Source organism: Streptomyces sp. NPDC030222 (assembly GCF_055573115.1).
In genome coordinates, this window is the sequence record NZ_JBVICA010000001.1 from 157,324 (window position 1) to 182,528 (window position 25,205).

At 69.4% G+C, this 25,205-nt stretch carries 25 protein-coding genes; 4 read left to right on the plus strand and 21 right to left on the minus strand.

Annotation, left to right across the window (positions count from 1 at the left end):
• Nucleotides 1-54: 54 nt before the first annotated feature.
• Entirely contained in the window at nucleotides 55-903 is an 849-nt protein-coding gene (locus ACZ4Z5_RS00635; protein WP_468254513.1) for a 3-hydroxyacyl-CoA dehydrogenase family protein, read from the minus strand.
• Nucleotides 904-1,203: 300 nt separating this feature from the next.
• Between ACZ4Z5_RS00635 and ACZ4Z5_RS00640 the strand changes: the two genes are divergently transcribed.
• Nucleotides 1,204-1,776 carry a cob(I)yrinic acid a,c-diamide adenosyltransferase gene (locus tag ACZ4Z5_RS00640; protein ID WP_468254518.1) on the plus strand — a complete coding sequence of 191 codons (573 nt, stop codon included), beginning with the start codon at nucleotides 1,204-1,206 and terminating at the stop codon, nucleotides 1,774-1,776.
• Nucleotides 1,777-1,812: 36 nt separating this feature from the next.
• Here ACZ4Z5_RS00640 and ACZ4Z5_RS00645 read toward each other — a convergent pair whose 3' ends face one another.
• Nucleotides 1,813-2,475 (minus strand): hypothetical protein, encoded by a 663-nt coding sequence (locus tag ACZ4Z5_RS00645; protein ID WP_468254520.1) that lies wholly within the window; start codon nucleotides 2,473-2,475, stop codon nucleotides 1,813-1,815.
• Between the two features lie 152 nt (nucleotides 2,476-2,627).
• Between ACZ4Z5_RS00645 and ACZ4Z5_RS00650 the strand changes: the two genes are divergently transcribed.
• The 3 genes from ACZ4Z5_RS00650 to ACZ4Z5_RS00660 all read left to right on the plus strand — a co-directional run bounded on the left by ACZ4Z5_RS00650 (nucleotide 2,628) and on the right by ACZ4Z5_RS00660 (nucleotide 6,497).
• A complete protein-coding gene (locus tag ACZ4Z5_RS00650; RefSeq protein WP_468255490.1) occupies nucleotides 2,628-3,833 on the plus strand; it encodes a sensor histidine kinase in 1,206 nt (401 codons plus the stop codon).
• A complete protein-coding gene (locus ACZ4Z5_RS00655; protein ID WP_468254523.1) occupies nucleotides 3,830-4,489 on the plus strand; it encodes a response regulator in 660 nt (219 codons plus the stop codon). Before ACZ4Z5_RS00650 ends, ACZ4Z5_RS00655 begins: the two co-directional genes overlap by 4 nt.
• Nucleotides 4,490-4,655: 166 nt before the next feature.
• Nucleotides 4,656-6,497 (plus strand): glycosyl hydrolase family 18 protein, encoded by a 1,842-nt coding sequence (locus tag ACZ4Z5_RS00660; RefSeq protein WP_468254527.1) that lies wholly within the window; start codon nucleotides 4,656-4,658, stop codon nucleotides 6,495-6,497.
• Nucleotides 6,498-6,663: 166 nt separating this feature from the next.
• Here ACZ4Z5_RS00660 and ACZ4Z5_RS00665 read toward each other — a convergent pair whose 3' ends face one another.
• From ACZ4Z5_RS00665 to ACZ4Z5_RS00755, 19 genes are all read right to left on the minus strand, one after another.
• The gene (locus ACZ4Z5_RS00665; RefSeq protein ID WP_468254530.1) at nucleotides 6,664-7,110 is read right to left on the minus strand and encodes a DUF2550 domain-containing protein; all 447 of its coding nucleotides are present in this window, start codon (nucleotides 7,108-7,110) and stop codon (nucleotides 6,664-6,666) included.
• Between the two features lie 141 nt (nucleotides 7,111-7,251).
• Nucleotides 7,252-7,626: a F0F1 ATP synthase subunit epsilon gene (locus ACZ4Z5_RS00670; RefSeq protein WP_468254533.1), complete on the minus strand. Its 375-nt coding sequence runs from the start codon at nucleotides 7,624-7,626 to the stop codon at nucleotides 7,252-7,254.
• Between the two features lie 215 nt (nucleotides 7,627-7,841).
• Complete coding sequence (atpD, locus tag ACZ4Z5_RS00675; protein ID WP_468254536.1) at nucleotides 7,842-9,284, minus strand: F0F1 ATP synthase subunit beta; 1,443 nt, start codon at nucleotides 9,282-9,284, stop codon at nucleotides 7,842-7,844.
• Nucleotides 9,284-10,204, minus strand: coding sequence for a F0F1 ATP synthase subunit gamma (locus tag ACZ4Z5_RS00680; RefSeq protein WP_468254539.1), 921 nt, complete (start codon nucleotides 10,202-10,204; stop codon nucleotides 9,284-9,286). Before ACZ4Z5_RS00680 ends, atpD begins: the two co-directional genes overlap by 1 nt.
• 20 nt (nucleotides 10,205-10,224) lie before the next feature.
• Entirely contained in the window at nucleotides 10,225-11,823 is a 1,599-nt protein-coding gene (atpA, locus tag ACZ4Z5_RS00685; RefSeq protein WP_468254545.1) for a F0F1 ATP synthase subunit alpha, read from the minus strand.
• Between the two features lie 146 nt (nucleotides 11,824-11,969).
• The gene (locus ACZ4Z5_RS00690; RefSeq protein WP_468254548.1) at nucleotides 11,970-12,785 is read right to left on the minus strand and encodes a F0F1 ATP synthase subunit delta; all 816 of its coding nucleotides are present in this window, start codon (nucleotides 12,783-12,785) and stop codon (nucleotides 11,970-11,972) included.
• Nucleotides 12,782-13,318 (minus strand): F0F1 ATP synthase subunit B, encoded by a 537-nt coding sequence (locus tag ACZ4Z5_RS00695; RefSeq protein WP_468255492.1) that lies wholly within the window; start codon nucleotides 13,316-13,318, stop codon nucleotides 12,782-12,784. The genes ACZ4Z5_RS00690 and ACZ4Z5_RS00695 overlap by 4 nt, the downstream gene beginning before the upstream one ends.
• 54 nt (nucleotides 13,319-13,372) lie before the next feature.
• A complete protein-coding gene (atpE, locus tag ACZ4Z5_RS00700) occupies nucleotides 13,373-13,603 on the minus strand; it encodes an ATP synthase F0 subunit C (RefSeq protein ID WP_468254551.1) in 231 nt (76 codons plus the stop codon).
• A gap of 76 nt (nucleotides 13,604-13,679) precedes the next feature.
• On the minus strand, nucleotides 13,680-14,513 hold the full coding sequence (gene atpB, locus ACZ4Z5_RS00705; RefSeq protein WP_468255495.1) for a F0F1 ATP synthase subunit A: 834 nt from the start codon (nucleotides 14,511-14,513) through the stop codon (nucleotides 13,680-13,682).
• A 210-nt stretch (nucleotides 14,514-14,723) separates the two neighbouring features.
• Entirely contained in the window at nucleotides 14,724-15,161 is a 438-nt protein-coding gene (locus tag ACZ4Z5_RS00710; protein WP_468254553.1) for a hypothetical protein, read from the minus strand.
• A gap of 262 nt (nucleotides 15,162-15,423) precedes the next feature.
• Nucleotides 15,424-16,761, minus strand: coding sequence for an MraY family glycosyltransferase (locus ACZ4Z5_RS00715; protein WP_468254556.1), 1,338 nt, complete (start codon nucleotides 16,759-16,761; stop codon nucleotides 15,424-15,426).
• Between the two features lie 115 nt (nucleotides 16,762-16,876).
• Nucleotides 16,877-18,148: a serine hydroxymethyltransferase gene (locus ACZ4Z5_RS00720; RefSeq protein WP_468254558.1), complete on the minus strand. Its 1,272-nt coding sequence runs from the start codon at nucleotides 18,146-18,148 to the stop codon at nucleotides 16,877-16,879.
• 95 nt (nucleotides 18,149-18,243) lie between these two features.
• Nucleotides 18,244-18,867, minus strand: a complete 624-nt coding sequence (locus ACZ4Z5_RS00725; protein ID WP_468254563.1) for an arsenate reductase/protein-tyrosine-phosphatase family protein — start codon at nucleotides 18,865-18,867, stop codon at nucleotides 18,244-18,246.
• Nucleotides 18,864-19,511 carry an L-threonylcarbamoyladenylate synthase gene (locus ACZ4Z5_RS00730; protein ID WP_468254567.1) on the minus strand — a complete coding sequence of 216 codons (648 nt, stop codon included), beginning with the start codon at nucleotides 19,509-19,511 and terminating at the stop codon, nucleotides 18,864-18,866. The genes ACZ4Z5_RS00725 and ACZ4Z5_RS00730 overlap by 4 nt, the downstream gene beginning before the upstream one ends.
• A 56-nt stretch (nucleotides 19,512-19,567) precedes the next feature.
• Complete coding sequence (prmC, locus tag ACZ4Z5_RS00735; RefSeq protein ID WP_468254569.1) at nucleotides 19,568-20,413, minus strand: peptide chain release factor N(5)-glutamine methyltransferase; 846 nt, start codon at nucleotides 20,411-20,413, stop codon at nucleotides 19,568-19,570.
• Nucleotides 20,414-20,437: 24 nt separating this feature from the next.
• Nucleotides 20,438-21,514 carry a peptide chain release factor 1 gene (gene prfA / locus ACZ4Z5_RS00740; RefSeq protein ID WP_468254571.1) on the minus strand — a complete coding sequence of 359 codons (1,077 nt, stop codon included), beginning with the start codon at nucleotides 21,512-21,514 and terminating at the stop codon, nucleotides 20,438-20,440.
• A 101-nt stretch (nucleotides 21,515-21,615) separates the two neighbouring features.
• The gene (gene rpmE, locus ACZ4Z5_RS00745; protein ID WP_468254573.1) at nucleotides 21,616-21,840 is read right to left on the minus strand and encodes a 50S ribosomal protein L31; all 225 of its coding nucleotides are present in this window, start codon (nucleotides 21,838-21,840) and stop codon (nucleotides 21,616-21,618) included.
• A gap of 257 nt (nucleotides 21,841-22,097) precedes the next feature.
• Nucleotides 22,098-23,195: an LCP family protein gene (locus ACZ4Z5_RS00750; RefSeq protein ID WP_468254575.1), complete on the minus strand. Its 1,098-nt coding sequence runs from the start codon at nucleotides 23,193-23,195 to the stop codon at nucleotides 22,098-22,100.
• 142 nt (nucleotides 23,196-23,337) lie between these two features.
• Nucleotides 23,338-25,005 (minus strand): trypsin-like serine protease, encoded by a 1,668-nt coding sequence (locus ACZ4Z5_RS00755; protein WP_468254577.1) that lies wholly within the window; start codon nucleotides 25,003-25,005, stop codon nucleotides 23,338-23,340.
• Between the last annotated feature and the right edge of the window lie 200 nt (nucleotides 25,006-25,205).

The following is a 25,205-nucleotide window of genomic DNA, read 5'->3' on the forward strand; positions in this document are numbered from 1 at the left end:
CCGGTTGTAAGCGAACCGATACCCAATTCACCCGACCGGGTGAAAGGGTGTCAGTCAGTGCTTGTAGAAGCCCTGCCCGCTCTTGCGGCCGATGTCACCGGCATCCACCATCCGGCGCATCAGCTCCGGCGGTGCGAACTTCTCGTCCTGGCACTCGGTGTAGATGTTGCTCGTCGCGTGGAGCAGGATGTCGACGCCGGTGAGGTCCGCCGTGGCCAGGGGCCCCATGGCGTGGCCGAAGCCCAGCTTGCAGGCGATGTCGATGTCCTCGGCGGTGGCGACGCCCGATTCGTACAGCTTGGCCGCCTCGACGACGAGGGCGGAGATGAGGCGGGTGGTGACGAAGCCCGCGACATCACGGTTGACGACGATGCAGGTCTTGCCGACCGACTCGGCGAACTCGCGGGCGGTGGCGAGGGTTTCGTCGCTGGTCTTGTAGCCGCGGACGAGCTCGCAGAGCTGCATCATCGGTACGGGCGAGAAGAAGTGCGTGCCGACGACCCGCTCGGGGCGCTCGGTGACCGCGGCAATCTTGGTGATCGGGATGGCGGAGGTGTTGGAGGCGAGGACGGTCTCGTCCTTGACCAGCTTGTCCAGCGCGCGGAAGATCTCGTGCTTGACCTCCAGCTTCTCGAAGACGGCCTCGACGACGACGTCCGCGTCGGCGACCGCGTCCAGGTCGGTGGTGGTGCTGATCCGGGCGAGCGCGGCTTCCGCGTCCTCGGCGGCGAGCTTGCCCTTGCTCACGAACTTGTCGTAGGACGCCTTGATGCCGTCGGTGCCGCGGGTCAGGGCCGTGTCGGTGACGTCTCGCAGGACGACGTCCCAGCCGGCCTGGGCGGAGACCTGCGCGATTCCGGACCCCATGAGTCCGGCACCGATGACGGCGAGCTTCCTGGCCACTGAGTTCCCCTTAACGCCTGTTTACCTTTTGCTCTCCGGCGGAGGTTAGCGCCCGTGAGCGCTCCGTAGGCGGGGAAGAGATGCGCGTCACGTCTCAGATGACGGACATCACACCGGACCGGCTCACCGGGCGGCACAGGGCGGGTCACCGGGCGGCACCGGGCGGGCCATTCCGGCCGCGCGGGACGGTGATCGGACGGCTCGGCGCGGGCGGCACGGGCGCGTTCGGCCCGTCCGCGGACCACCGTGACGGCGGGCACACGAGTGTTCCGGACGGCCGTGCGTAACTACGCTGACCACATGGTCAATCTGACGCGCATCTACACGCGCACCGGCGACAAGGGCACCACGGCACTGGGCGACATGAGCCGGGTCGCCAAGACGGATCTGCGGATCTCTGCGTACGCGGACGCCAACGAGGCCAACGCCGTGATCGGCACCGCCATCGCCCTCGGCGGCCTGCCGCAGGAGGTCGTCAAGGTCCTCGTCCGTGTGCAGAACGACCTGTTCGACGTCGGCGCGGACCTCTGCACCCCCGTGGTCGAGGACCCCAAGTACCCGCCGCTGCGCGTGGAGCAGGGCTACATCGACAAACTGGAGGCGGACTGCGACCGCTTCCTGGAGGACCTCGAGAAGCTGCGCAGCTTCATCCTCCCGGGCGGCACCCCCGGCGCGGCCCTCCTCCATCAGGCCTGCACCGTGGTCCGCCGCGCCGAGCGCTCCACCTGGGCCGCCCTGGAGGTCCACGGCGAGACCATGAACGCCCTCACCGCGGCCTACCTGAACCGTCTCTCCGACCTCCTGTTCATCCTCGCGAGGACGGCGAACAAGGAGGTCGGCGACGTTCTCTGGGTCCCGGGCGGCGATCGCTGACCGGACCGTCGGCGCCTCCCCGGCGGTCCGGGCCGCTCAGTCCCTGGTGAGGACCTTGTCGTGTTCCGCACCAGGCACCCCGGCGGCCGGGGTCCCGGCGGTGTCCCCGGTGGACTCGCCGACGGCCGGGATCACTGTGGTCTCCCCGGCGGCAGCGGCCTTGGCGGCGGGCTCCTTCTTCGGCCAGATCACGAAGGTCAGGGCGATCAGGCCGTGGATGACGACCACCCGGGCGGCGGCCGTCTGCCAGGAGTGGAGGGAGGCCGTGTCGCCGTCGGCTCCCACGTACCAGGCGGCGAGCTGGAGGAGGACGGCGGCGACGGATGCGGCGAGCAGCGTACGGAGCCAGAGCATGACCTCGTGCCGGGTGCGGCCCTTGCCGTAGCGGGGCGGCTTGGGCGCGGGCGGGGCGCCGGCGAAGCGGTGGGCGACCTTTCCGTCGATCCACTTGATCGTGTAGTGGCCGTAGGCCACCGTGTATCCGATGTACAGCGCGGCGATGCCGTGCTTGGCCGACGGCTCCGCTCCGTTCTTCAGGTCGATCGCCGTGACGATCAGCAGGACCAGTTCGAGCACCGGCTCGCACAGCAGTACGGCGGCTCCGGCGCGCGGCATCTTCGCCAGGTAGCGCAGGCCGAGGCCCAGGGCCAGCAGCACCCAGAATCCGACTTCACAGGCGATGATCAAAGCGACGATCACGGTCTTCCTCTCCTCCCGTTTCGGCTTCCAGCCTCCCCCGGCCGAAGCCCCGCGGCGTCGTCGGCACTGACGAATCCGCACTGCATCCTTCGATGTAGTCGGCGCTCCCCCCGTACGGGGAGGTCAGCACGCCGGAGGCCGTGTTTGATGGGTTGGTGACCCTCCCCCGCCCCCATCGCGAAGACGTCTTCCTGGCCGTGTCAGGGCTGCTCCTCGGACTGCTGCTGTGGTCCTTCGGGCTGCACATGCAGGCCGGCCGGCAGCTGCTGCCGGCGTGGGCGGTGCTGGTGCCGCTCGTGGTGACGGCCGGTACGGAGTTCCTGCGCCGCACACGGCCCCTCACCGCGCTGGCGATCGCCTCGGCGGCTCTGGTGGCGGACCAGTTCACCCAGGGCAGCATCGCGACGGTCATCATGTTCACGGACGTCATGTACGCGGCCGTGGTGTACGGGACCCCGGCCACCGCCCGCCGGCTGCCGGTGGCGACGGGGCTGTTCAGCGTCGCCGTGACGCTCGGCGTACTGGCCTGGTGGCACACCCCCGAGGCACTGCTGCTGGGCGTGGTGACGGCGGTCATCTGTTTCGCCCCAGCGGTCACCGGCGCCACGGTGCGCAATCACCGGGAGGCCGCGGATGCGGCCCGGCTGCGTGCGGAGCAGACCACCCTGCTGGCCGAGTTCGACCGCTCCCAGGCCATTGCCGCCGAACGGGCGAGGATGGCACGCGAGTTGCACGACATGGTGGCCAACCACCTGTCGGCGATCGCCATCCACTCCACGGCCGCGCTGTCCCTCGACGACGACGCCACCTCGCGCAAGGCCCTCACCGTCATCCGGGAGAACAGCGTCGAGGGCCTGGCGGAGATGCGCCGGCTGATCGGCCTGCTGCGGGCGGCCGGCGCCGACACCGAGCCCACGGTCGCACCGACGCTCGACGGTCTGGACGCCCTGATGGGCCAGGCCCGGAAGAACGCGTCCGCGAGCGGGCTCGCCTTCATCCTGCACGACCGGCGCGGCGCGGACACCCGGCTGCCCGCACCCGTGGAACTGGCGGCCTACCGCCTGGTGCAGGAGTCGCTGACCAATGCGCTCAAGCACGCCGCGCCGGGCGTGGTGACGGTGACCCTGGACCGCACCGACGACGAGCTGACGGTGGAGGTCACCAGCCCCTACGGGGACCGGCCGGGGCCGCGGGCACCCGGTTCCGGTGCCGGGGTGATCGGCATGCGGGAGCGGGTCGCCCTGCTGGGCGGCGAGTTCGAGGCGGGTCCTGCAGCGGGCCCGCCCGGCGGTCCGCCGAAGATCTGGACCGTACGGGCGGTCATGCCCGTGGGAGACGAAAGGGAACCGTCGGTATGACGACAGCCATCCGGGTACTGGTCGCCGAGGACCAGAGCGCCGTACGCGCCGGGCTGGTGCTGATCCTGGGCAGCGCCCCGGACATCGAGGTGGCCGGCGAGGCCGCCGACGGGGAGGAGGCCGTGCGGCTGGCCCGTGAGCTCCGCCCCGACGTCGTGCTGATGGACGTGCAGATGCCACGGCTCGACGGGGTGTCCGCGACCCGGCAGGTCGTCGCGGAAGGCCTCGCGGACGTCCTGGTGCTCACCACCTTCGACTTGGACGAGTACGTGTTCGGCGCGCTGCGGGCGGGGGCCGCGGGCTTCCTGCTGAAGAACGCCGAGGCGGCCGATCTGATCGACGCGGTACGGACGGTCGCGCGCGGCGAGGGGCTGATCTCTCCTGCTGTGACCCGGCGGCTGATCGCCGAGTTCGCCGCGCCGAGCGGTCCCGCACGGCCGGGACCGGGGCCCGATCCGGCGGTGCTGGACGCGCTGACCCGCCGGGAACGGGAAGTGCTCTCCTGCCTCGGCCAGGGGCTTTCGAACGCCGAGATCGCGGCCCGCCTGGAGATGGCGGAGGCGACGGTGAAGACGCATGTGAGCAGGTTGCTGGGCAAACTGGAGCTGCGCAGTCGGGTGCAAGCAGCCGTGCTGGCACAGGAGTTGGGCATCTGACCCGAGTACGGCCGGGCAACTCGCCCATGGTCTGGACCTCTTGACGATTGGTCCAGACCTTCCTACTCTCACGGCACACTTGTGGTGAGCGTGCCATGCCGAAAAGCGCTCACGGGCGGCGCAGGTCCCCACCTCCGAAAACTCGGACCTCACTCGAGGAGCATCCTTGAGCACAGCAACCCCCACGCGCACACGCTTCCGCGCCAGAGTCACCGCGGCCGTCGCCGCGCTGGCACTCCCGCTGGCCGCGATGATCGGTCTCGCCGGTCCCGCCCAGGCGGCCGAGGCCACGGCCACCTATACCGAGGTCTCCGACTGGGGCACCGGCTTCGAGGGCAAATGGACGGTCAGGAACACCGGCAGCGCGCCCCTGACCAGCTGGACCGTCGAATGGGACTTCCCCTCCGGGACCTCCGTCACCTCGGCCTGGGACGCCGATGTGACCGGTTCCGGCACCCACTGGACGGCCCGGAACAAGAGCTGGAACGGCACCCTCGCCCCCGGTGCCTCGGTGACCTTCGGGTTCAACGGCGCCGGACCCGGCGCCCCCTCCGGATGCAGGATCAACGGCGCCTCCTGCGACGGGGGCGGCGGCACCCCCGGTGACAACCTGCCCACCGCCCCGGGCACCCCGGTCGCGAGCGGGGTCACCGGCACCTCCCTGTCACTGAGCTGGTCCGCCGCGACCGACGACAAGGGGATCAAGAACTACGACGTCTACCGCGGCTCCACGAAGATCGCCACGGTGACCTCGGCCTCGTACGCCGACTCCGGCCTCACCGCCGGCACCACCTACTCCTACAGCGTGCGGGCCCGGGACACCGCCGACCAGGTCGGCCCCGCCTCCGGCACGCTGACCGTCAGCACCACCGGAGGGGGCGGCGACCCGAACCACGGCGCCAAGGTCAAACTGGGCTACTTCACCGAGTGGGGCATCTACGGCCGCAACTACCACGTGAGGAACCTGGTCACCTCCGGCACCGCGTCGAAGATCACCCACATCAACTACGCGTTCGGCAACGTCCAGGGCGGCCGCTGCACCATCGGCGACTCGTACGCCGCCTACGACAAGGCGTACACCGCGGACCAGTCCGTCGACGGTGTCGCCGACACCTGGGACCAGCCGCTGCGCGGCAACTTCAACCAGCTGAAGAAGCTCAAGGCCAAGTATCCGCACATCAAGATCCTGTGGTCGTTCGGCGGCTGGACCTGGTCGGGCGGCTTCCCCGACGCCGCGAAGAACCCCGCCGCGTTCGCCCAGTCCTGCTACGACCTGGTCAACGACTCCCGGTGGGCCGGCCTCTTCGACGGCATCGACCTCGACTGGGAGTACCCGAACGCCTGCGGCCTGAGCTGCGACACCAGCGGCCCGGCCGCGTTCAGGAACATGATGCAGGCGATGAAGGCCAAGTTCGGGTCCAAGCTGGTCACCGCGGCGATCACGGCGGACGGCTCGTCCGGCGGCAAGATCGACGCGACCGACTACGCCGGCGCCGCACAGTACACGGACTTCTACAACGTCATGACGTACGACTTCTTCGGCGGCTGGGCGGCACAGGGCCCCACGGCCCCGCACTCCCCGCTCACCTCGTACGCCGGTATCCCGAAGGAGGGCTTCAACTCCGACGCGGCGATCCAGAAGCTCAAGGCCAAGGGCGTCCCGGCCGCCAAGCTGAACCTCGGCATCGGCTTCTACGGCCGCGGCTGGACCGGAGTCACCCAGGCGGCACCCGGCGGCACCGCCACCGGACCCGCGCCCGGCACCTACGAGCAGGGCATCGAGGACTACAAGGTGCTCAAGGGCTCCTGCCCCGCCACCGGCACCGTCGCAGGCACGGCCTACGCCAAGTGCGGCAGCAACTGGTGGAGTTACGACACCCCCTCCACCATCGCCGGGAAGATGGGCTACGTGAAGAACCAGGGCCTGGGCGGCGCGTTCTTCTGGGAGTTCAGCGGTGACACCGCGAGCGGCGAGCTGGCGACCGCGATCGACAGCGGCCTGAGGTAGCCGCCACACGACGGAAGCCGGGGAGGGGGCACCGCCCGCCGTCTCCCCGGCTTCTCCCTGTCCTCGGGACGTCCTGAAACGTCCTCGGCGGGCTTCCGGCCCCGATCAGGCCACCTTCGCCCTCCCCGGACCCCGTCCGGGGGGACCCCCGCCGGAAGGAGGCCGATCAGGCCACATTCACCCTCTGCCCGGGAGGCGCAGCCTCCAGCCAGGCCAGGAAGCCGGTGAGCGCGTCCTCGCTCATGGCCAGCTCCAGCCGGGTCCTCCCGTGCGTACAGCGCAGCACCACCGCGTCCGACAGCAGGGCCAGCTCCTCCTCGCCCTCGGGGGTGCGCCGGCCGATCACCTCGATCTCGGATCGCTCCAGTATGCGGCGCGGCCGGGGAGCGTACGAGAACACCCGGAACCACTCGACCCGGTCCCCGTTGTAGCGGGCCACTCCGTACACCCAGCCCTTGCCGGTGGTGTCCGGTTCCTCCGGCAGGTTCCAGCGCAGGCTGCAGTCGAAGGTCCCTCCGGAACGCTGGATCAGCCGGCGGCGCAGTCCGAAGACGAAGAGTCCCACGACCACGAGCGCGACAACCACGCCGCACACAAGCAGAGCGAGGGCCATCTACACCGACCTCCTCGCTCCATTCGAGGTCCGGGGATCCTCCCGGGACCGACAAACTCCTGCATTGCCTCAGCCGCGGCCCGGTCTGGATGATTCCAGCCCGGGCCGCGGCTGAGGTTCACACTCGGTCGGCTACGGCGCTCAGCGCGCCGCCGCCGTACGCAGCCGGACCTCGGCACGCCGCTCGGCGGCGGCGTCCGTTTCCGACTTGGCGCGCTCCAGCGCGCGCTCGGCACGCTGGACGTCGATCTCGTCGGCCAGCTCGGCGATCTCCGCCAGCAGCGACAGCTTGTTGTCCGCGAACGAGATGAACCCGCCGTGGACGGCGGCGACGACGGTCCCGCCGTCGGTGGTGCGAACGGTCACCGGGCCCGACTCCAGCACACCGAGCAGCGGCTGGTGACCGGGCATGACGCCGATGTCGCCGGAGGTGGTGCGCGCGACGACCAGGGTGGCCGCGCCGGACCAGACCTCTCGGTCCGCGGCAACCAGCGCGACGTGCAGCTCAGCAGCCAAGGGAGTGGCTCCTCGGGTCACCACCCGGCCTGTGCGCCGGGTGTTGGGACAAAAGTCTAATGGGGCTCGAAGGGTGCCAGGCGCCCCGGGCCCGCCCCGGCGGTGCCGGGGTTTCCGGGGTACCCCCCGGGGGATGCGGTTGTCGGGCGTGCAGAGGGGGGCGGGACGAAACCCGCCCCCCTCGGTGAGTCACAGGGACTCATGAGTCACAGGACTCAGGAGACGCCCAGCTCCTTGGCGTTCTTCTTGAGGTCCTCGAGACCACCGCACATGAAGAACGCCTGCTCCGGGAAGTGGTCGAACTCGCCGTCGCAGATCGCGTTGAACGCGGCGATCGACTCGTCGAGCGGCACGTCCGAACCGTCCACGCCGGTGAACTGCTTCGCCGCGTGGGTGTTCTGGGACAGGAAGCGCTCGACACGACGGGCACGGTGGACGACCAGCTTGTCCTCCTCGCCCAGCTCGTCGATACCGAGAATCGCGATGATGTCCTGGAGGTCCTTGTACTTCTGCAGGATGCCCTTGACGCGCATGGCGGCGCCGTAGTGGTCCTGCGAGATGTAGCGCGGGTCCAGGATGCGGGACGTCGAGTCCAGCGGGTCCACCGCGGGGTAGATGCCCTTCTCGGAGATCGGACGGGACAGAACCGTCGTCGCGTCGAGGTGGGCGAAGGTGGTGGCCGGCGCCGGGTCGGTCAGGTCGTCCGCGGGGACGTAGATCGCCTGCATCGAGGTGATCGAGTGACCACGGGTCGAGGTGATGCGCTCCTGCAGGAGGCCCATCTCGTCCGCCAGGTTCGGCTGGTAACCCACCGCGGACGGCATACGGCCGAGCAGGGTGGACACCTCGGAACCGGCCTGGGTGAAGCGGAAGATGTTGTCGATGAAGAACAGCACGTCCTGCTTCTGCACATCGCGGAAGTACTCCGCCATGGTCAGACCGGCCAGGGCCACGCGCAGACGGGTGCCCGGGGGCTCGTCCATCTGGCCGAAGACCAGCGCGGTCTTGTCGAGGACGCCGGACTCGTCCATCTCCGCGATGAGGTCGTTGCCCTCACGGGTGCGCTCACCGACACCGGCGAACACGGAAACACCCTCGTGCAGCTTCGCCACACGCATGATCATTTCCTGGATGAGGACGGTCTTGCCGACACCGGCGCCACCGAACAGACCGATCTTTCCACCCTTGACGTACGGGGTGAGAAGGTCGACGACCTTGAGGCCGGTCTCGAACATCTCGGTCTTCGACTCGAGGTCCTCGAACTTCGGGGCCTTGCGGTGGATCGCCCAGCGCTCGGTCTCCTGGCCGTTGGCCTCGGGCTCGTTCAGCACCTCACCGAGGGTGTTGAACACCTTGCCCTTGGTGAAGTCGCCGACCGGGACGGTGATGCCCTTGCCCGTGTCGGTCACCGGGGCCTGGCGGACCAGACCGTCGGTGGGCTGCATCGAGATCGTGCGGACCACGCCCTCACCGAGGTGCTGGGCGACCTCGAGGGTCAGGGTCCGGGTGGCGCCGGCCTGGGCCGGGTCCGCGACCTCGACGTTCAGCGCGTTGTAGATCTCCGGCATCGCGTCGACGGGGAACTCCACGTCGACGACCGGGCCGATGACCCGCGCGACGCGGCCCGTCGCCGTGGCCGTCTCAACAGTGGTGGTCATTAGTAGTCACTCCCCGCGGTCGCGTCGGCCAGGGCGCTCGCGCCACCGACGATCTCGCTGATTTCCTGGGTGATTTCGGCCTGGCGGGCCGCGTTGGCAAGTCGGGTGTACGTGTTGATCAGCTCACCCGCGTTGTCGGTCGCCGACTTCATCGCCTTGCGGCGGGACGCGTGCTCGGAGGCAGCGGCCTGCAGCAGGGCGTTGTAGATACGGCTCTCGACGTACCGGGGCAGAAGGGCGTCCAGGACGTCCTCCGCCGAGGGCTCGAAGTCGAACAGCGGCAGCAGTTCCTTCGCCGCGCCCTCACCGGTCTCCGCCGTGCTGCCGAGGCTGAGCGGCAGCAGCCGGTCGTCGACCGGCGCCTGCGTCAGCATCGAGACGAACTCGGTGAACACGATGTGGAGCTCGTCCACACCGCCGTCCGCCGTCTCCTTCTCGATCGCCTCGATCAGCGGGGCCGCGATCGTCTTCGCGTCCGCGTACGACGGGTTGTCGGTGAAGCCGGTCCACGAGTCCGCGATCTTCATCTCACGGAAGCCGTAGTAGGCGACGCCCTTGCGGCCGACGATGTAGCTGTCGACCTCCTTGCCCTCGCCACGGAGCCGCTCGGTGAGCCGGGCGGCCGTCTTGATGGCGTTGGACGAGTAGCCGCCGGCCAGACCGCGGTCGCTCGTGAGGAGCAGGACTGCGGCACGAGCCGGCTTGTCCACCTCGGTCGTCAGCGGGTGCTTGGTGTTCGATCCCGTCGCCACCGCGGTGACCGCACGGGTCAGCTCGGTCGCGTACGGAGTGGAGGCCGCCACCTTGCGCTGCGCCTTGACGATGCGCGAGGCGGAGATCATCTCCATCGCCTTGGTGATCTTCTTCGTCGCAGTGACCGACTTGATACGACGCTTGTAGACCCGGAGCTGGGCTCCCATGAATCAGGTCCCTTCCGTCGTCACTTCGAGACGTTGACGGCGGCCGGGGCGTCCTCGCCGAGCAGCTTGCCGTCCGACGTCTCGAACTGCTTCTTGAAGGCGGCGATCTGCTCCGCGACCTTCTCGAGGGTGTCGTCGGACATCTTGCCGCCCTCACGGATACCCGTCATCAGCGAGCCGTGCTCACGGTGCAGGTAGTCCAGCAGCTCGCGCTCGAAGCGGCGGATGTCCTCGGCCGGGACGTCGTCCATCTTGCCGGTGGTGCCGGCCCAGATCGAGACGACCTGGTCCTCGGTGGAGTACGGGGCGTACTGCGCCTGCTTCAGCAGCTCGACCATGCGCTTACCGCGCTCCAGGGCGGCCTTGGACGCGGCGTCCAGGTCCGAACCGAAGGCGGCGAACGCCTCGAGCTCGCGGTACTGGGCGAGGTCCACGCGGAGGCGGCCGGAGACCTGCTTCATGGCCTTGTGCTGGGCGGAGCCACCGACACGGGAGACCGAGATACCGACGTTCAGGGCCGGACGCTGACCGGCGTTGAACAGGTCGGACTCCAGGAAGCACTGGCCGTCGGTGATGGAGATGACGTTGGTCGGGATGAACGCCGACACGTCGTTCGCCTTGGTCTCGACGATGGGCAGACCCGTCATCGAACCGGCGCCCATGTCGTCGGAGAGCTTGGCGCAGCGCTCCAGCAGACGCGAGTGCAGGTAGAAGACGTCACCCGGGTAGGCCTCACGGCCCGGCGGGCGGCGCAGCAGCAGGGACACGGCGCGGTAGGCGTCGGCCTGCTTCGACAGGTCGTCGAAGACGATGAGGACGTGCTTGCCCTCGTACATCCACTGCTGACCGATGGCGGAGCCGGTGTAGGGCGCCAGGTACTTGAAGCCGGCCGGGTCGGACGCCGGGGCGGCGACGATGGTCGTGTACTCCAGGGCACCGGCCTCCTCCAGCGCGCCGCGCACGGACGCGATGGTGGAGCCCTTCTGGCCGATGGCGACGTAGATGCAGCGGACCTGCTTCTTGGGGTCGCCCGAGCGCCAGTTGTCGCGCTGGTTGATGATCGTGTCGACGGCCAGGGCGGTCTTGCCGGTCTGGCGGTCACCGATGATCAGCTGACGCTGGCCACGGCCGATCGGCGTCATGGCGTCGACGGCCTTGTAGCCGGTCTCCATCGGCTCGTGGACCGACTTGCGCTGCATGACCGTGGGGGCCTGCAGCTCGAGGGCGCGGCGGCCCGAGGTCTCGATCTCGCCGAGGCCGTCGATCGGGTTGCCGAGCGGGTCGACGACACGGCCGAGGTAGCCCTCGCCGACGGCGACGGACAGGACCTCGCCGGTGCGCTGCACGGGCTGGCCCTCCTCGATGCCGCTGAACTCACCGAGGACGATCGCACCGATCTCGCGCTCCTCGAGGTTGAGGGCGAGGCCGAGGGTGCCGTCCTCGAACTTCAGCAGCTCGTTTGCCATGGTCGAGGGCAGTCCCTCGACCTTCGCGATGCCGTCGCCGGCAAGGCTGACCGTACCGACCTCCTCGCGCGAGGCCGCGTCCGGCTTGTACGACTGGACAAAGTTCTCCAGCGCGTCCCGGATCTCCTCCGGCCGGATCGTGAGCTCCGCCATCTGGGTTCCCTGCTCTCCTTGTTGGGCCCGAAGTTTCTTTGGGGGTCTGGGGCTGTATTCCTCAGCGGCTGCGCCGCGGGACCCCCAGGAATCCTCTGCACGGCCCAACCGGGCCGCTAGCAATGCTTGTTGAGTTGACCGGCCGATCAGCCGGTGATACGGCGGTCCGCCTCGGCGATCCGCTCGGCGATCGTGCCGTTGATGACCTCGTCACCGACGCGCACCTGGATCCCGCCGAGGACCTCGGGGTCCACGTCGAGGTTGAGGTGCATCTCACGGCCGTACAGCTCGGCGAGGACAGCACCGAGGCGCTGCTTCTGCCGGTCGGACAGCGGCACCGCCGAGGTCACGACGGCGACCACACGGTCCCGGCGCGCCGCGGCCAGCTTCGACAGGGACTCCAGTCCCTGTTCCAGGCTACGTCCACGCGGACGGGTCACCAGGCGCCCGACCAGACGCACGGTGACACCGTGTGCCTTGCCGCCGAGCAGGTTGTTCACCAGCTCGGCCTTGGCCGTACCGGTGGCGCCACGGTCGGTGAGCGCGGCCCGCAGGTCGGTGCTGGACTCGACGATCCGGCCGAACCGGAAGATCTCGTCCTCGACGTCGTCGAGCTGACCGGCCCGCTGCGCGACGATGAGCTCGGCGGTGTCCGCCAGCTCCTCCAGCGCGTCGACCAGGTCCCGCGACTGCGACCAGCGGGAGCGGACCATGCCGGACACCAGGTCGGCGGCCTCGCTGCCCACCTGACCGCCCAGCAGTCGTCCCACCAGCTCGGCCTTGGCCTCACCGGCCTGCGCCGGGTCGGTGAGGACCCGACGCAGCGAGACCTCGCGGTCGAGCAGCGCGGTGACGGCGGCCAGCTCCTCGGCGAGCTTCGCCGCGTCGACGGACGTGGAGTCCGTCAGCGCGTCTAGACGCTCACGCGCGGCAGCCAGTGCCTCGCGGCTCGCTCCGTTCATCGGGCCGCCTCGGCCTTCTCCTCGAGCTCGTCGAGGAAGCGGTCGATGACGCGGCTCTGGCGGGCGACGTCCTCGAGGGACTCACCGACGATCTTGCCGGCCAGGCCGGTGGCCAGCTGGCCCACGTCCTGACGCAGCGCCTGCGAGGCAGCGCGGCGGTCGGCCTCGATCTGGGCGTGCCCGGCAGCGATGATCTCCTCACGCTGCCGCTGGCCTTCGGCGCGCATCTCGGCGATGAGCGCGGCGCCCTGCTCCTGCGCCTCCTGGCGCAGACGCGCGGCCTCGTGCCGGGCCTCGGCGAGCTGGGCCTTGTACTGCTCCAGAACGCTCTGGGCCTCGACCTGAAGCGCCTCGGCCTTCTCGATGCCACCCTCGATGGCCTCGCGGCGCTCTTCCAGAACCTTGTTGATGTTCGGGATGAGCTTCTTGGCGAGGAAACCGATGACGATGACAAAGGCGATCAGACCGATGACCAGTTCAGGCAGCGGCGGGATGAGGGGGCTCTGCGCCTCCCCCTCTTGCGCCAGCATCATGGCGAGGTTCACATCAGTGCCTTTCGTCTATTGGACTGGTCGTCGATCCGAGGATCAGGGGCCGTAGACGAACGGCATGACCAGACCGATGAGGGCGAGCGCCTCACAGAAGGCGAAGCCGAGGATCTGGTTGGCGCGGATCAGACCGGCAGCCTCGGGCTGGCGGGCGAGCGCCTGGGTGCCGTTACCGAAGATGATGCCGACGCCGACGCCGGGGCCGATGGCCGCGAGGCCGTAGCCGATGGAGCCGAGGGAGCCAGAGACGGCGGCAAGGGTCTGGGACATGCCAGTTCTTCCTTCTCTTTCACGGACCGGTGGGGGTTGGCCACCGGACGAACGGGGGGTCGGGCGGGCGTGTTGCTCAGTGGTGCTCGGCGAGCGCGCCCTGGATGAAGCTGCAGGCCAGGAGGACGAAGACGTACGCCTGGACGGCCTGGATGAAGAGCTCGAACGCGGTCATCACAAGGACCATCACGAAGGAGACGCCGGCGTAGGCGATGCCGATGCCGTTCAGCAGGTACCAGCTGGCGATCGTGAAGAGCAGCAGCAGCGTGTGACCGGCGAACATGTTCGCGAACAGTCGGACCGCGTGGGTGAAGGGGCGGACCAGGACGTTCGAGAAGAACTCGATGACCATGACCATCGGCAGAACCGGGCCGAGCGACTTGTCGTAGCCGGTGAGGTTCTTGAAGCCGCCGACGAAGCCGTGGCGCTTGAAGGTGACGCTCATCCAGATGACGTAGACGATGGCGGCCAGAGCAGCCGGGTAGGCGATGATCGCCGTCACCGGGAACTGGGCGACCGGGATGATCGACCAGAGGTTCATCATCCAGACGAAGAAGAACAGCGAGACCATGAAGGGGACGTACTTCTCACCCTCCTTCTTACCGAGCGTCTCGTAGACGATGCCGCGGCGGACGAAGTCGTAGCCGGCCTCGGCGACCATCTGGAGCTTGCCCGGGACGATCTTCGGCTTGGCGAACGCCGCCCAGAAGAAGCCGACGATGATCGCACTGCCGAGCAGCGCCAGCAGCATCGTCTTGTTGAAGTAGAAGCCGTCCGCGTCACCGAAGATCGGCTCGAACAGGAACGAGTGCAGGCCGGGAGCCGGGAAGCCACACCCGTCGAAGATGTGACAGTCGGTCTCGAAAGCGAGCACCTGAGTCTGGTCAGCACTCACCGCGGGCTCCTTCAGCGTGGCGCATGGATACGGCAACCTCGTTGTGTCGGCGCGGCGCGCAGCCGCAGTTCGGCACGGGACTGGTGTTTCGAATGGTGGGGCGGCTGGGGGGCAACAAGCCTCGCGAATGAGCAGGCGTCAGCTCAGATGCCCGCGCCCGCGATGCCGCAGTTGGCACCGGACGATAGCAGTTTCTCGATCCTGCCTTTATACCGGCCCTACCCCTCACGACGACTGCCCCTTGTTTCCGGGCTTCTTGGCCGCGGAGGAGTCCGGTTCGACGTAAAGGATCTTGGCCTTCATATGGGCACGGGTCTGCGCGGCGATCCAGACGAGGGTCAGCGCGACCAGCGTGATGGCGAAGGCCTTGGGGTTGAACAGCGTGGTGTCCTTGAACACCGCGACGAAGATGAAGAGCAACAGCAGCTGGGCCGTGTAGAGCATCAGCCCCATGGCCTGGAACAGTTGCGGAAGCGATTTGGCAACGCGCTGCAGGACGAAGAGCCCGATCCCCATGAACAGGATCACCACCAGCGTCGCGACGATCGCGCCGACCGCTCCCTTGCCGCCCGCGATCACACCGCTCACGATCGCGGCGACGGCGCCGGCAGCAGCGGTGGGTACGGCGGCCTGGAGCAGGGTCCGGACGTCGTTGGACGGCATGGCGGCAACTCCGCTTGCTGGTGGGGGCAGGGTGTCGTCATGGACGAGCGTAGGACCCGGGCCGAGGTGGTCCCTCGCACCAAAGGGCCGTCGCACTAGGGTCCTTCGGCTCTCTTTCCGGGTCTCGTGAACCGTATCACAAACTATTTGATGAGGTCTTTACCAACGGAGTGTGCAGCCCATCACACATGAGAGTGACCCCGCCCGTGTGTGCATGCAGGCGGGGCCGTTTGTCTGGTATTGGGATCCACTGCCGCTTTCGTCAGCGCGGCGTTCCCGTCTTACGCCGGTCGGGAAAACGCGAACGGGGGCCGACCGCGGTCGCGCCGTTGACGCCGCTGACACCGACACCGACCGGGGTGCGGGACTCCTCGTGGGGCACCTCGATGTCGTCCAGGAGCGTGGCGGCGGGCTCCGGCCGGGCGGGCACCGTACGGCGGCGGTACCGGGGCGGCACGAACGATTCGGCCCAGCGGGGGGCCCGCGGTGTGAAGCGCGGCAGGAGCAGCAGGACCAGTCCGACCGCGCTCAGCGCGACGATCGCCAGCACGATCCACATGGACGCCGAGTGCACGGAATAGGCCACCGCGCCGAAGGACAGCAGTGCCGACCAGAAGTACATGATCAGCACCGCGCGGCTGTGCGAGTGGCCGATCTCCAGCAGCCGGTGGTGGAGGTGGCCGCGGTCCGCGGCGAACGGTGACTGGCCCTTCCAGGTGCGGCGGACGATCGCCAGCACCAGGTCGGCCATCGGGATCGCGATGATCGTCAGAGGCAGCAGCAGCGGGATGAAGACCGGCAGCGCGCTGTGCGTCGCACCCCGGGTACCGCCCTCGAAGATCTTCAGCGCGTCCGGGTCCACCTGTCCCGTCACCGAGATCGCCCCGGCCGCCAGGACCAGGCCGATCAGCATCGAGCCCGAGTCCCCCATGAAGATCCGCGCGGGATGCATGTTGTGCGGCAGGAAGCCCAGGCACATGCCGATCAGCACGACGGCGAAGAGGGTCGCCGGGGCGGCCGCCTCGATGCCGTAGCCGTACCAGATCCGGTATGTGTACATGAAGAACGCCGCGGACGCGATGCACACCATGCCGGCGGCGAGCCCGTCCAGGCCGTCCACGAAGTTCACGGCGTTGATGGTGATGACCACCAGGGCGACCGTCAGCAGCGTGCCCTGCCAGGAGGTCAGCGAGACCACGCCGACACCGGGGATCGGCAGCCACAGGATCGTCAGACCCTGCACGACCATCACACCCGCGGCGATCATCTGCCCGCCCAGTTTGATCAGGGCGTCGATCTCGAACTTGTCGTCCAGGACACCGATCAGCCAGATCAGGCCGGCGCCGGACAGCAGCGCCCTCGGTTCGTTCGACAGCTCGAAGACGCTGTTCAGCCCCGCGAGGTGATCCGCGACCAGCAGTCCCGCGCACAGCCCGCCGAACATCGCGATCCCGCCGAGCCGCGGAGTCGGCTCGCGGTGCACGTCACGCGCGCGGATCTCCGGCATCGCCCCGGTCGCGATGGCGAACTTCCGCACCGGGCCGGTCAGCAGATAGGTCACCGCGGCCGTGACGCAGAGCGTCAGCAGGTATTCACGCACGGGCTGCCCCAACAGGTATCGCTGGCCATCTCAGCCCCACACCCTAGCTTCGACGGCACACGTGTGAGGACACACGGAGGCACCCGAGCGGTTCCGTCCGCCACCGGGGCACGTTCTAGCGGGCGCGGTCCGGGTACGGAGGGAAGTCCGCCGTGAGCTCCCGCACCTCGGCACGGGCGGCGTCGTCCCCGCGCAGGACGGCCGAGAACAGCGTCGCGATCCGGTCCATCTCGGGCTCCCGCATGCCCTGGGTGGTGACGGCCGCGGTGCCCAGCCTGATGCCCCTGGTGTCCCCGTAGGGCAGCGGGCAGGTGTCGAGGACCACTCCCGCCGCGGCCAGCCGGCCGCGGGCCGCACGGCCGTCCACGCCGAGCCGGGCGGGATCGGCCACGATGAGGTGGGTGTCCGTGCCGCCGGTGACCAGGGTGAACCCCTCCTGCTCCAGCGCCGCCGCCAGCGCCCGGGCATTGGCCACGACCTGGTGGGCGTACGCCGCGAAGCCGGGGGTCGCCGCCTCGCCGAAGGCCACCGCCTTCGCCGCGATCGTGTGCATCTGCGCACCGCCCTGGGTGAACGGGAACACCGCCCGGTCCACGCGCTGCGCGAGCGGCGCGCCGCAGAGCAGCATCCCTCCGCGGGGGCCGCGCAGCACCTTGTGGGTGGTGGCGCAGACGACGTCGGCGTACGGGACCGGACTGGGAGCGGCTCCACCGGCGACCAGCCCGATGGGGTGCGCGGCGTCCGCGATCAGGTACGCGCCGGTCTCGTCGGCGATCTCGCGGAACGCGGCGTAGTCGATGTGCCGCGGATAGGCGATGGAGCCGCACACGATCGCCTTGGGGCGGTGCTTCGCGGCCAGCGTCCGTACCTGGTCGAGGTCGATGAGACCGCTCTCCGCGTCCACTCCGTACCCGACGAAGTCGAACCAGCGCCCGGAGAAGTTCGCGGGCGAGCCGTGGGTGAGGTGGCCCCCGTAGGGCAGCCCCATCGCCAGGACGCTGTCGCCGGGCCTCAGCAGCGCCGCGTAGGCCGCCAGGACGGCGGACGAGCCCGAGTGCGGCTGGACGTTCGCGTGGTCGGCGCCGAACAGCGCAGTGGCCCGTTCCATGGCGATCCGCTCGGCCACGTCCACCAGCTCGCAGCCGCCGTGATAGCGGGCGCCGGGATAACCCTCGGCGTACTTGTTGGTGAGGGGCGAGCCGAGCGCGGCGAGCACGGCGGGTGAGGTGAAGTTCTCGGCGGCGATCAGCTGGAGCCCGGTGGACTGCCGTGCCGCCTCCCCCAGCAGGACGTCGGCAACCTCCGGATCCTGGTGGCGGAGGGCGTCCAGGCCCTGCCAGGCGGCCGCGGTCGTGGACACGGACGTTGACTCAGTGGTGACCGGCATGGGCGTGCTCCGGACCTGACGGGACGTGCGCGGGGGGCGACGCCTCCACTGTAGGCCCGCTCCCCCGCACTGCGCCCCTCCTGTGCGCCGACCGGTCAGCGGAGCGAGGGAACGCCGGTCAGCGCGGTGACCACCGGGTCGAGGGCCTGCTCGATCTCGCCGCCGATCGCACGGAAGAACGAGATGGGTGCGCCGTACGGGTCGTTCACCTCGTCGGCCTCGGCGTTCGGGGCGAGCAGCCAGCCCCGGAGGGCCGCGGCGGCACGGACCAGGGCCCGTGCCCGCTCGACCATGCCGTCCTCCAGGGGGTCGGGCAGCGTCGCCGGATCTATCGCCCCGACCAGGCGGGTGAACTCCTTCAGCGTGAACGTGCGCAGGCCCGCCGAGTTCCCCATGGAGATGACCTGGGCCCGGTGGTCGCGGGTGGCGGTCAGCACGAGATCGGCCCTGATCACGTGCTCGTCGAGCAGTTCGCGGCCGACGAAGCCGGACGCGTCGGCGCCGAAGTCGGACAGCACGGTCGCCGCGTGCGCCTCCATCGGGGCGCCCTCGTGGCCCCAGGTGCCCGCGCTCTCCACGACGATGCCGGAGGCCCTGCCGAGCCGGTGCACCAGGGCGTGCCGGGTCAGCCGCTCGGTGATCGGCGAGCGGCAGACGTTGCCCGTGCTGACGTGGAGGATGCGGAATTCATCTATGCCACGCCCCTCACCGGGGGTCAATTGGCCACCTCGAGGTCGGGTACGACCTTGCGGAGCTCCTCCTCGGTGACCGCTCCCGCGCGCAGCAGGACCGGAATCCTGCCGGTCACGTCCACGATCGAGGAGGGGACGATACCGGGGGTCGGGCCGCCGTCGAGGTAGACGGACACCGAGTCGCCGAGCATCTCCTGTGCGGCGTCGCAGTCCTCGGGAGCCGGGTGGCCGGTGAGGTTGGCGCTGGAGACGGCCATCGGGCCCACCTCGGTGAGCAGCTCGATGGCCACCGGATGCAGCGGCATGCGGACCGCCACCGTGCCGCGGGTGTCGCCGAGGTCCCACTGGAGGGACGGCTGGTGGCGGGCCACGAGGGTGAGCGCACCGGGCCAGAACGCGTCGACGAGCTCCCAGGCCTGCTCGGAGAAGTCGGTGACGAGACCGTGCAGGGTGTTCGGGGAGCCGATGAGGACCGGGGTGGGCATGTTCCGGCCGCGGCCCTTGGCCTCCAGCAGGTCGGCGACGGCCTCCGAGCTGAACGCGTCGGCGCCGATCCCGTACAGGGTGTCGGTGGGCAGCACGACCAGTTCGCCGCGGCGGACGGCGGACGCGGCCTCGCGCAGGCCGGTCGAGCGGTCGGTCGCGTCGTTGCAGTCGTATCGCCGAGCCATTTAGCGGGCCTCCTCGTACGGGTTCCGGTGGTGCTGCGTGCCTGTCGCGCCGCGGGTCACGGGGTGGCCTTGCGGGCGGTCGCGAAGCGCGGACGGTTGTTCAGGTCGGGGTGGTCGGCGGCGTCCGTCCAGCCGGCCTCCTCGTTGAAGATCCAGGGGACCTGGCCGCCCTGGGTGTCGGCGTGCTCGACGACGACCAGCCCGCCGGGCCTGAGCAGCCGGTGCGCGGTCCGTTCCAGGCCGCGGATGGTGTCCAGGCCGTCCTCGCCGGAGAACAGCGCGAGGTCCGGGTCGTAGTCGCGCGCCTCCGGTGCGACGTACTCCCACTCGGTCAGCGGGATGTACGGCGGGTTGGAGATGACCAGATCGACCTGGCCGTCCAGTTCGGGCAGCGCGGTCAGGGCGTCGCCCTGATGGAGAACGACCCGGGACCCCTCGACGTTCTTCCGCGTCCACTGGAGGGCGCCCTCGTCGAGCTCCACGGCGTGCACGCGGGAGCGGGGCACCTCCTGGGCCATGGCGAGGGCGATGGCCCCGGAGCCGCTGCACAGGTCGACGATGAGCGGTTCGACGACGTCCATGGCGCGTACGGCGTCTATGGCCCAGCCGACGACCGACTCGGTCTCCGGGCGGGGGACGAAGACGCCCGGCCCCACCTGGAGTTCCAGGTAGCGGAAGAAGGCACGTCCGGTGATGTGCTGGAGCGGTTCGCGGGCCTCGCGGCGGGCCACGACTTCCCAGTAGCGGGCGTCGAAGTCGGCGTCCGCGACCGTGTGCAGCTCCCCGCGCTTGACGCCGTGGACGAAGGCGGCGAGCTCCTCCGCGTCGAAACGCGGGGACGGCACACCGGCGTCGGCCAGCCGCTGGGTGGCCTGGGCCACCTCGGCGAGCAGAAGGTTCACGCGCCTTCCTCCCTGGAGAGCTGCTTACTGTGCGGCCGCGAGCTTGGCCGCGGAGTCGGCGTCCACGCACGCCTGGATGACGGCGTCGAGTTCCCCGTCGAGCACCTGGTCCAAGTTGTACGCCTTGAAACCGACCCGGTGGTCGCTGATCCGGTTTTCCGGGAAGTTGTACGTACGGATCTTCTCGGACCGGTCGACGGTGCGGACCTGGCTGCGGCGGGCGTCCGCGGCCTCCTTCTCGGCCTCCTCCTGGGCCGCAGCGAGCAGCCGGGACCGGAGGATGCGCAGGGCCTGCTCCTTGTTCTGGAGCTGGCTCTTCTCGTTCTGGCAGGAGGCCACGATGCCGGTCGGCAGGTGGGTGATGCGCACGGCCGAGTCGGTGGTGTTGACGGACTGGCCACCGGGTCCGGACGAGCGGTAGACGTCGATCCGCAGGTCGTTGGCGTGGATCTCGACGTCGATCTCCTCGGCCTCGGGGGTGACGAGGACGCCGGCCGCGGAGGTGTGGATGCGGCCCTGCGACTCGGTGGCGGGCACGCGCTGCACGCGGTGCACCCCGCCCTCGTACTTCAGCCGTGCCCAGACGCCCTGGCCTGGCTCGGGGTTCTGGCTGCCCTTGGTCTTGACCGCGACCTGGACGTCCTTGTATCCGCCCAGCTCGGACTCGGTGGTGTCGATGATCTCGGTCTTCCAGCCGACGCGTTCGGCGTACCGCAGGTACATGCGCAGCAGGTCGCCGGCGAACAGCGCGGACTCGTCGCCGCCCGCGCCCGCCTTGATCTCCAGGATGACGTCCTTGTCGTCGCTGGGGTCACGGGGGACGAGCAGCAGCCGGAGCTTGTCCGTGAGCTCCTCGCGCTGCTTCTCGAGGTCCTTGACCTCGGCTGCGAAGTCGGGGTCGTCGGCCGCCAGCTCACGGGCGGTCTCGATGTCGTCGCCGGTCTGCTTCCAGGAGCGGTACGTGGCGACGATCGGGCTCAGCTCCGCGTAGCGCTTGTTCAGCTTGCGCGCGTTGGCCTGGTCGGCGTGGACCGAAGGGTCGGCGAGCTTCTTCTCCAGATCGGCGTGCTCGCCGATCAGTTCCTCGACCGCCTCGAACATCGGGGGCTCCTGGGTATGCGTACGACGAAGGTGCTACGGACGGCAAACGCCGGTCCCGGCCACCCCGCGCTGGGGCGGCCGGAGACCGGCGCAGGGGCTCGCTACTTCTTGGCGGAGCCGGCAGCCTTGCCGAAGCGGGCCTCGAAGCGGGCCACACGGCCACCGGTGTCGAGGATCTTCTGCTTGCCCGTGTAGAACGGGTGGCACTCGGAGCAGACCTCGGCGCGGACGGTGCCGCTCTCGATCGTGCTGCGGGTGGTGAACGACGCGCCACAGGTGCAGCTGACCTGCGTCTCGACGTACTGGGGGTGGATGTCGCGCTTCAAGGTGTCTCCTAATTCCGGGAGGGCGCCGGGTCGCTCGCGCGGGATGCGGAACGTGAACCGGAGCCGACGTACCAGTCTGCCAGGACTGGCCGCATCTCCCAAAACCGGGGTGGGCCCGGATCTATTCCGGATCCGGGCCGGCTCGGCTGCGCAGCCGTTCCGGATCCGTTCCTGTGGTGCCCGGTGGCCGTTTCCGGCCGGCTCCCGGTCCGTTCCGGCCCCTGACCGGCACATGACCGGCGTCGTCCGGACCGTGGTCAGGAACCGGTGACCACCCCGTCGGCCTTGCCCTGGGCCGTGTTCTCCGTGACGGAGGCCGGGACCGGCACGTCCCGCCGGAGGGCGTCCCAGAGCCGTGCGCCCTGGCGGTCCAGGGGAACGACACGGTTGGGGTCGGAGATGTCGTAGACCACGGGCAGCGTGATCATGTGGACGCTGCTCGCGTCGAGGCCCGCCAGTCCGCGGGCGAAACCGGCCAGCTCCTTGACCGAGTCGAGCTCGGAGTCCGGCTTGACAGCCTTGGTCGCCGAGTCGGCGAGATCGTAGAGCTTCGTGGGGTTGCCGAACACCCCGACGTCCTTGACCTGCTTCATCAGGGCCTTGATGAAGGCCTGCTGGAGCTGGATGCGGCCGAGGTCGCTGCCGTCGCCGACGCCCTTGCGGGTGCGGACCAGGCCGAGTGCCTGTTCGCCGTCGAGGGTGTGGGTGCCCGGCGCCAGGTCCAGGTGGCTCTTGTCGTCCTTGATCGCCTTGGCGGTGGTGACCTCGACCCCGCCCAGGTCGTCGATGAGCCGTTTGAAGCCGGTGAAGTCGACCTCGATGTAGTGGTCCATGCGGATGCCGGACAGCTTCTCGACGGTCTTCACGGCGCAGGCGGGCCCGCCGGTCTCGTACGCGGTGTTGAACATGGCCCGCTGGGCGCCCCTGATCTGCCTGCCGTCCGCGTCGGTGCAGTCGGGGCGGGTGATCAGGGTGTCGCGCGGGATGGAGACCACGTCGGCCCGCTTGTGGCCCTCGGAGACGTGGACGACCATCGCGGTGTCGGAGCGGGCGGCGCCCTCGTCCCTGCCGTAGGCGGCGTTGGCGCCGGACCGGGAGTCCGAGCCGAGGACCAGGATGTCCATGGACCCGTTGTCGACGTCCTCGGGGCGGTCCTTGCCCAGCTGGGCGTTGATGTCGACGCCCTCGAGGTTGCCGTCCAGCTTGACGTAGACGTAGCCGAGACCGCCGCCGCCCACCAGCAGCAGTCCCGCGGCGGACCAGGCGACGACGCTCATCGCCCGGCGGCCGGTGGTGGGCTGTCTGCGACGCGACCCGGTCGCCCGTATTCGGCTTCCCCAGCTCTGATCTGCCATGTCCCCCTCAGTCCCGTCGGTCCCTCCGTCCCGGCCAATCAGACGGCTTTTCACTCGAAAGGGTTGCACAACGGGCTGTGAACGGGCTGTGCCCACCGTGCGGGGCACGGTGGGCACAGCGGGTGCTACTGCTCCGTACGGCTCAGCCGAACAGGTCGTAGCCGTTCCAGCCGGTACCGATCTGGAAGCGGCTGCTGAGGCTGAACGGCTGGGTCGCGGAACCGCGGCCCGGGTACGCGAAGAGCGCGCCGTTCGCGTCACGGACGATGAAGTCCGACTTGCCGTCGCCGGTCATGTCACCGGTGGAGACGTACGCGGTGAAGTTCCACCCCGTACCGACCTGCACGCGGGACTTGAACGGAAGGGTGGCGTTGCCGGTGCCCATGTACATCCACAGGCGGGCCTGCGGGTCGCGGGCCAGCAGGTCCGGCTTGCCGTCGCCGCTGTAGTCGCCGTTGCCGATGACGGTGTAGCCGCCCCAGCCCGTGCCGACCTTCGACTTGGCGCCCAGGGTGCCGTCGGCCTTGCCCGGGAACAGGTAGAAGGTGCCGACGGAGTCCGACGCGTTCAGGTCCGGGATGCCGTCGCCCGTGACATCACCGGTGACGGTGATGTTCTTGTAGCCGCCGAAGCCACTGCCGATCTGCTTGACGGCACGGGTGGCGAGGTCGGTCGTCGACAGCACGCCCGTGGTGGAGCGGGTGAGCAGCTCCTTCTTGCCGTCACGGTTGAAGTCGACCTGACGGATGACGTCCGCGTTGCCGAGGAACCCGACCTGGTCCGGGGACCACAGCGAGGTGCCCTTGGAGTAGAACACCCGGCCGAACTTGTCGCTCTTGTTACGGGCGAACAGGTCGGCCTTGTTGTCGGTGACCTCGGCGTCGGAGACGCGCGGCCCGATCATCGAGGCGAAGGTGCTCGTCTTGGCGTAGACGCTGTACGCACCCTGCTCGACGCAGTCCAGGACACCCCACGACACCACGCCGACGATCTTGCCGCCCGCGATGAGCGGGCCGCCGGAGTCGCCGTTGCACGGCGAGACCGTGGTTGCGTCCGTACCGCCCGCCGGGTAGCCGCCGCACACCATGGCGTCCTTGACGAACTCGTTGCCGAGCTGCCAATCGGCGCAGGTGGCGTCGGAGTTGAGCGGCAGGGTCGCCTTCTTCAGGACCGACGAGATGCTGTCGTTGGTGCTGCTGGTGCGGCCCCAGCCGTAGACGGTGGCCTGTGTACCCGGGTTGTACAGCGCGCTGTCGCCCGGCTGGGCGACCGGCAGGGTCGCGTACGGCAGGTTCTTGTCCAGGGTGAGGACGGCGACGTCGTTCTTCAGCGTGTAGTCGCTGTAGGACGGGTGCTGCCACTGCCGCACGACCTTGGCCCGGGTACCGCCCGAGTTCAGGCTCGCCGTACCGGCCAGGACCGATGCGTCGACGGAGCTCGGGTAGCTGGTGCCGGACACGCAGTGCGCGGCCGTGAGGACCTTGTTCGGCGCCACGAGCGCGCCGCTGCAGAAGAACTGGTCACCGGTGGCCCAGTCGACACCGAAGACCTGGACCGCCCACGGGGCGGACTCGATGGTGGCCGGGCCACCACCGATGATCATCGGCGTCTTGGAAGGCGCAGCCGTACCGGCCGGCTTCTGCATCTGCTCCTTCAGCCACTCCGCCGACTGGGCGCGGAGCTTGGCGCCCGCCGACGGCGCCGGTTCGGCAGCCTGAGCGGGAGCGGCCACAAGGGTCGCACCGCCCATGGCGATCGCGGCGAGCGCCGCGGGGAGGGCTATACGAGCCCTCCGCGAGGTTATTGACACTCACATCTCCTGTCGAATCTCATCGCACAGCGGAACTACACGCGTGTGCAGGCAGAAACGCTCGAAGGAGAGAGAAGGCGCGCTGCCCGAGGGCTGGTCCGAGCACAGGAAGGCAGTCGAACACCCAGCGGCGCAGCGAAAAGAAATTCCCCCCACCTTGGCAGGCCGATCCTACAAGCCAGAAGTCCGCCCCGTCACGA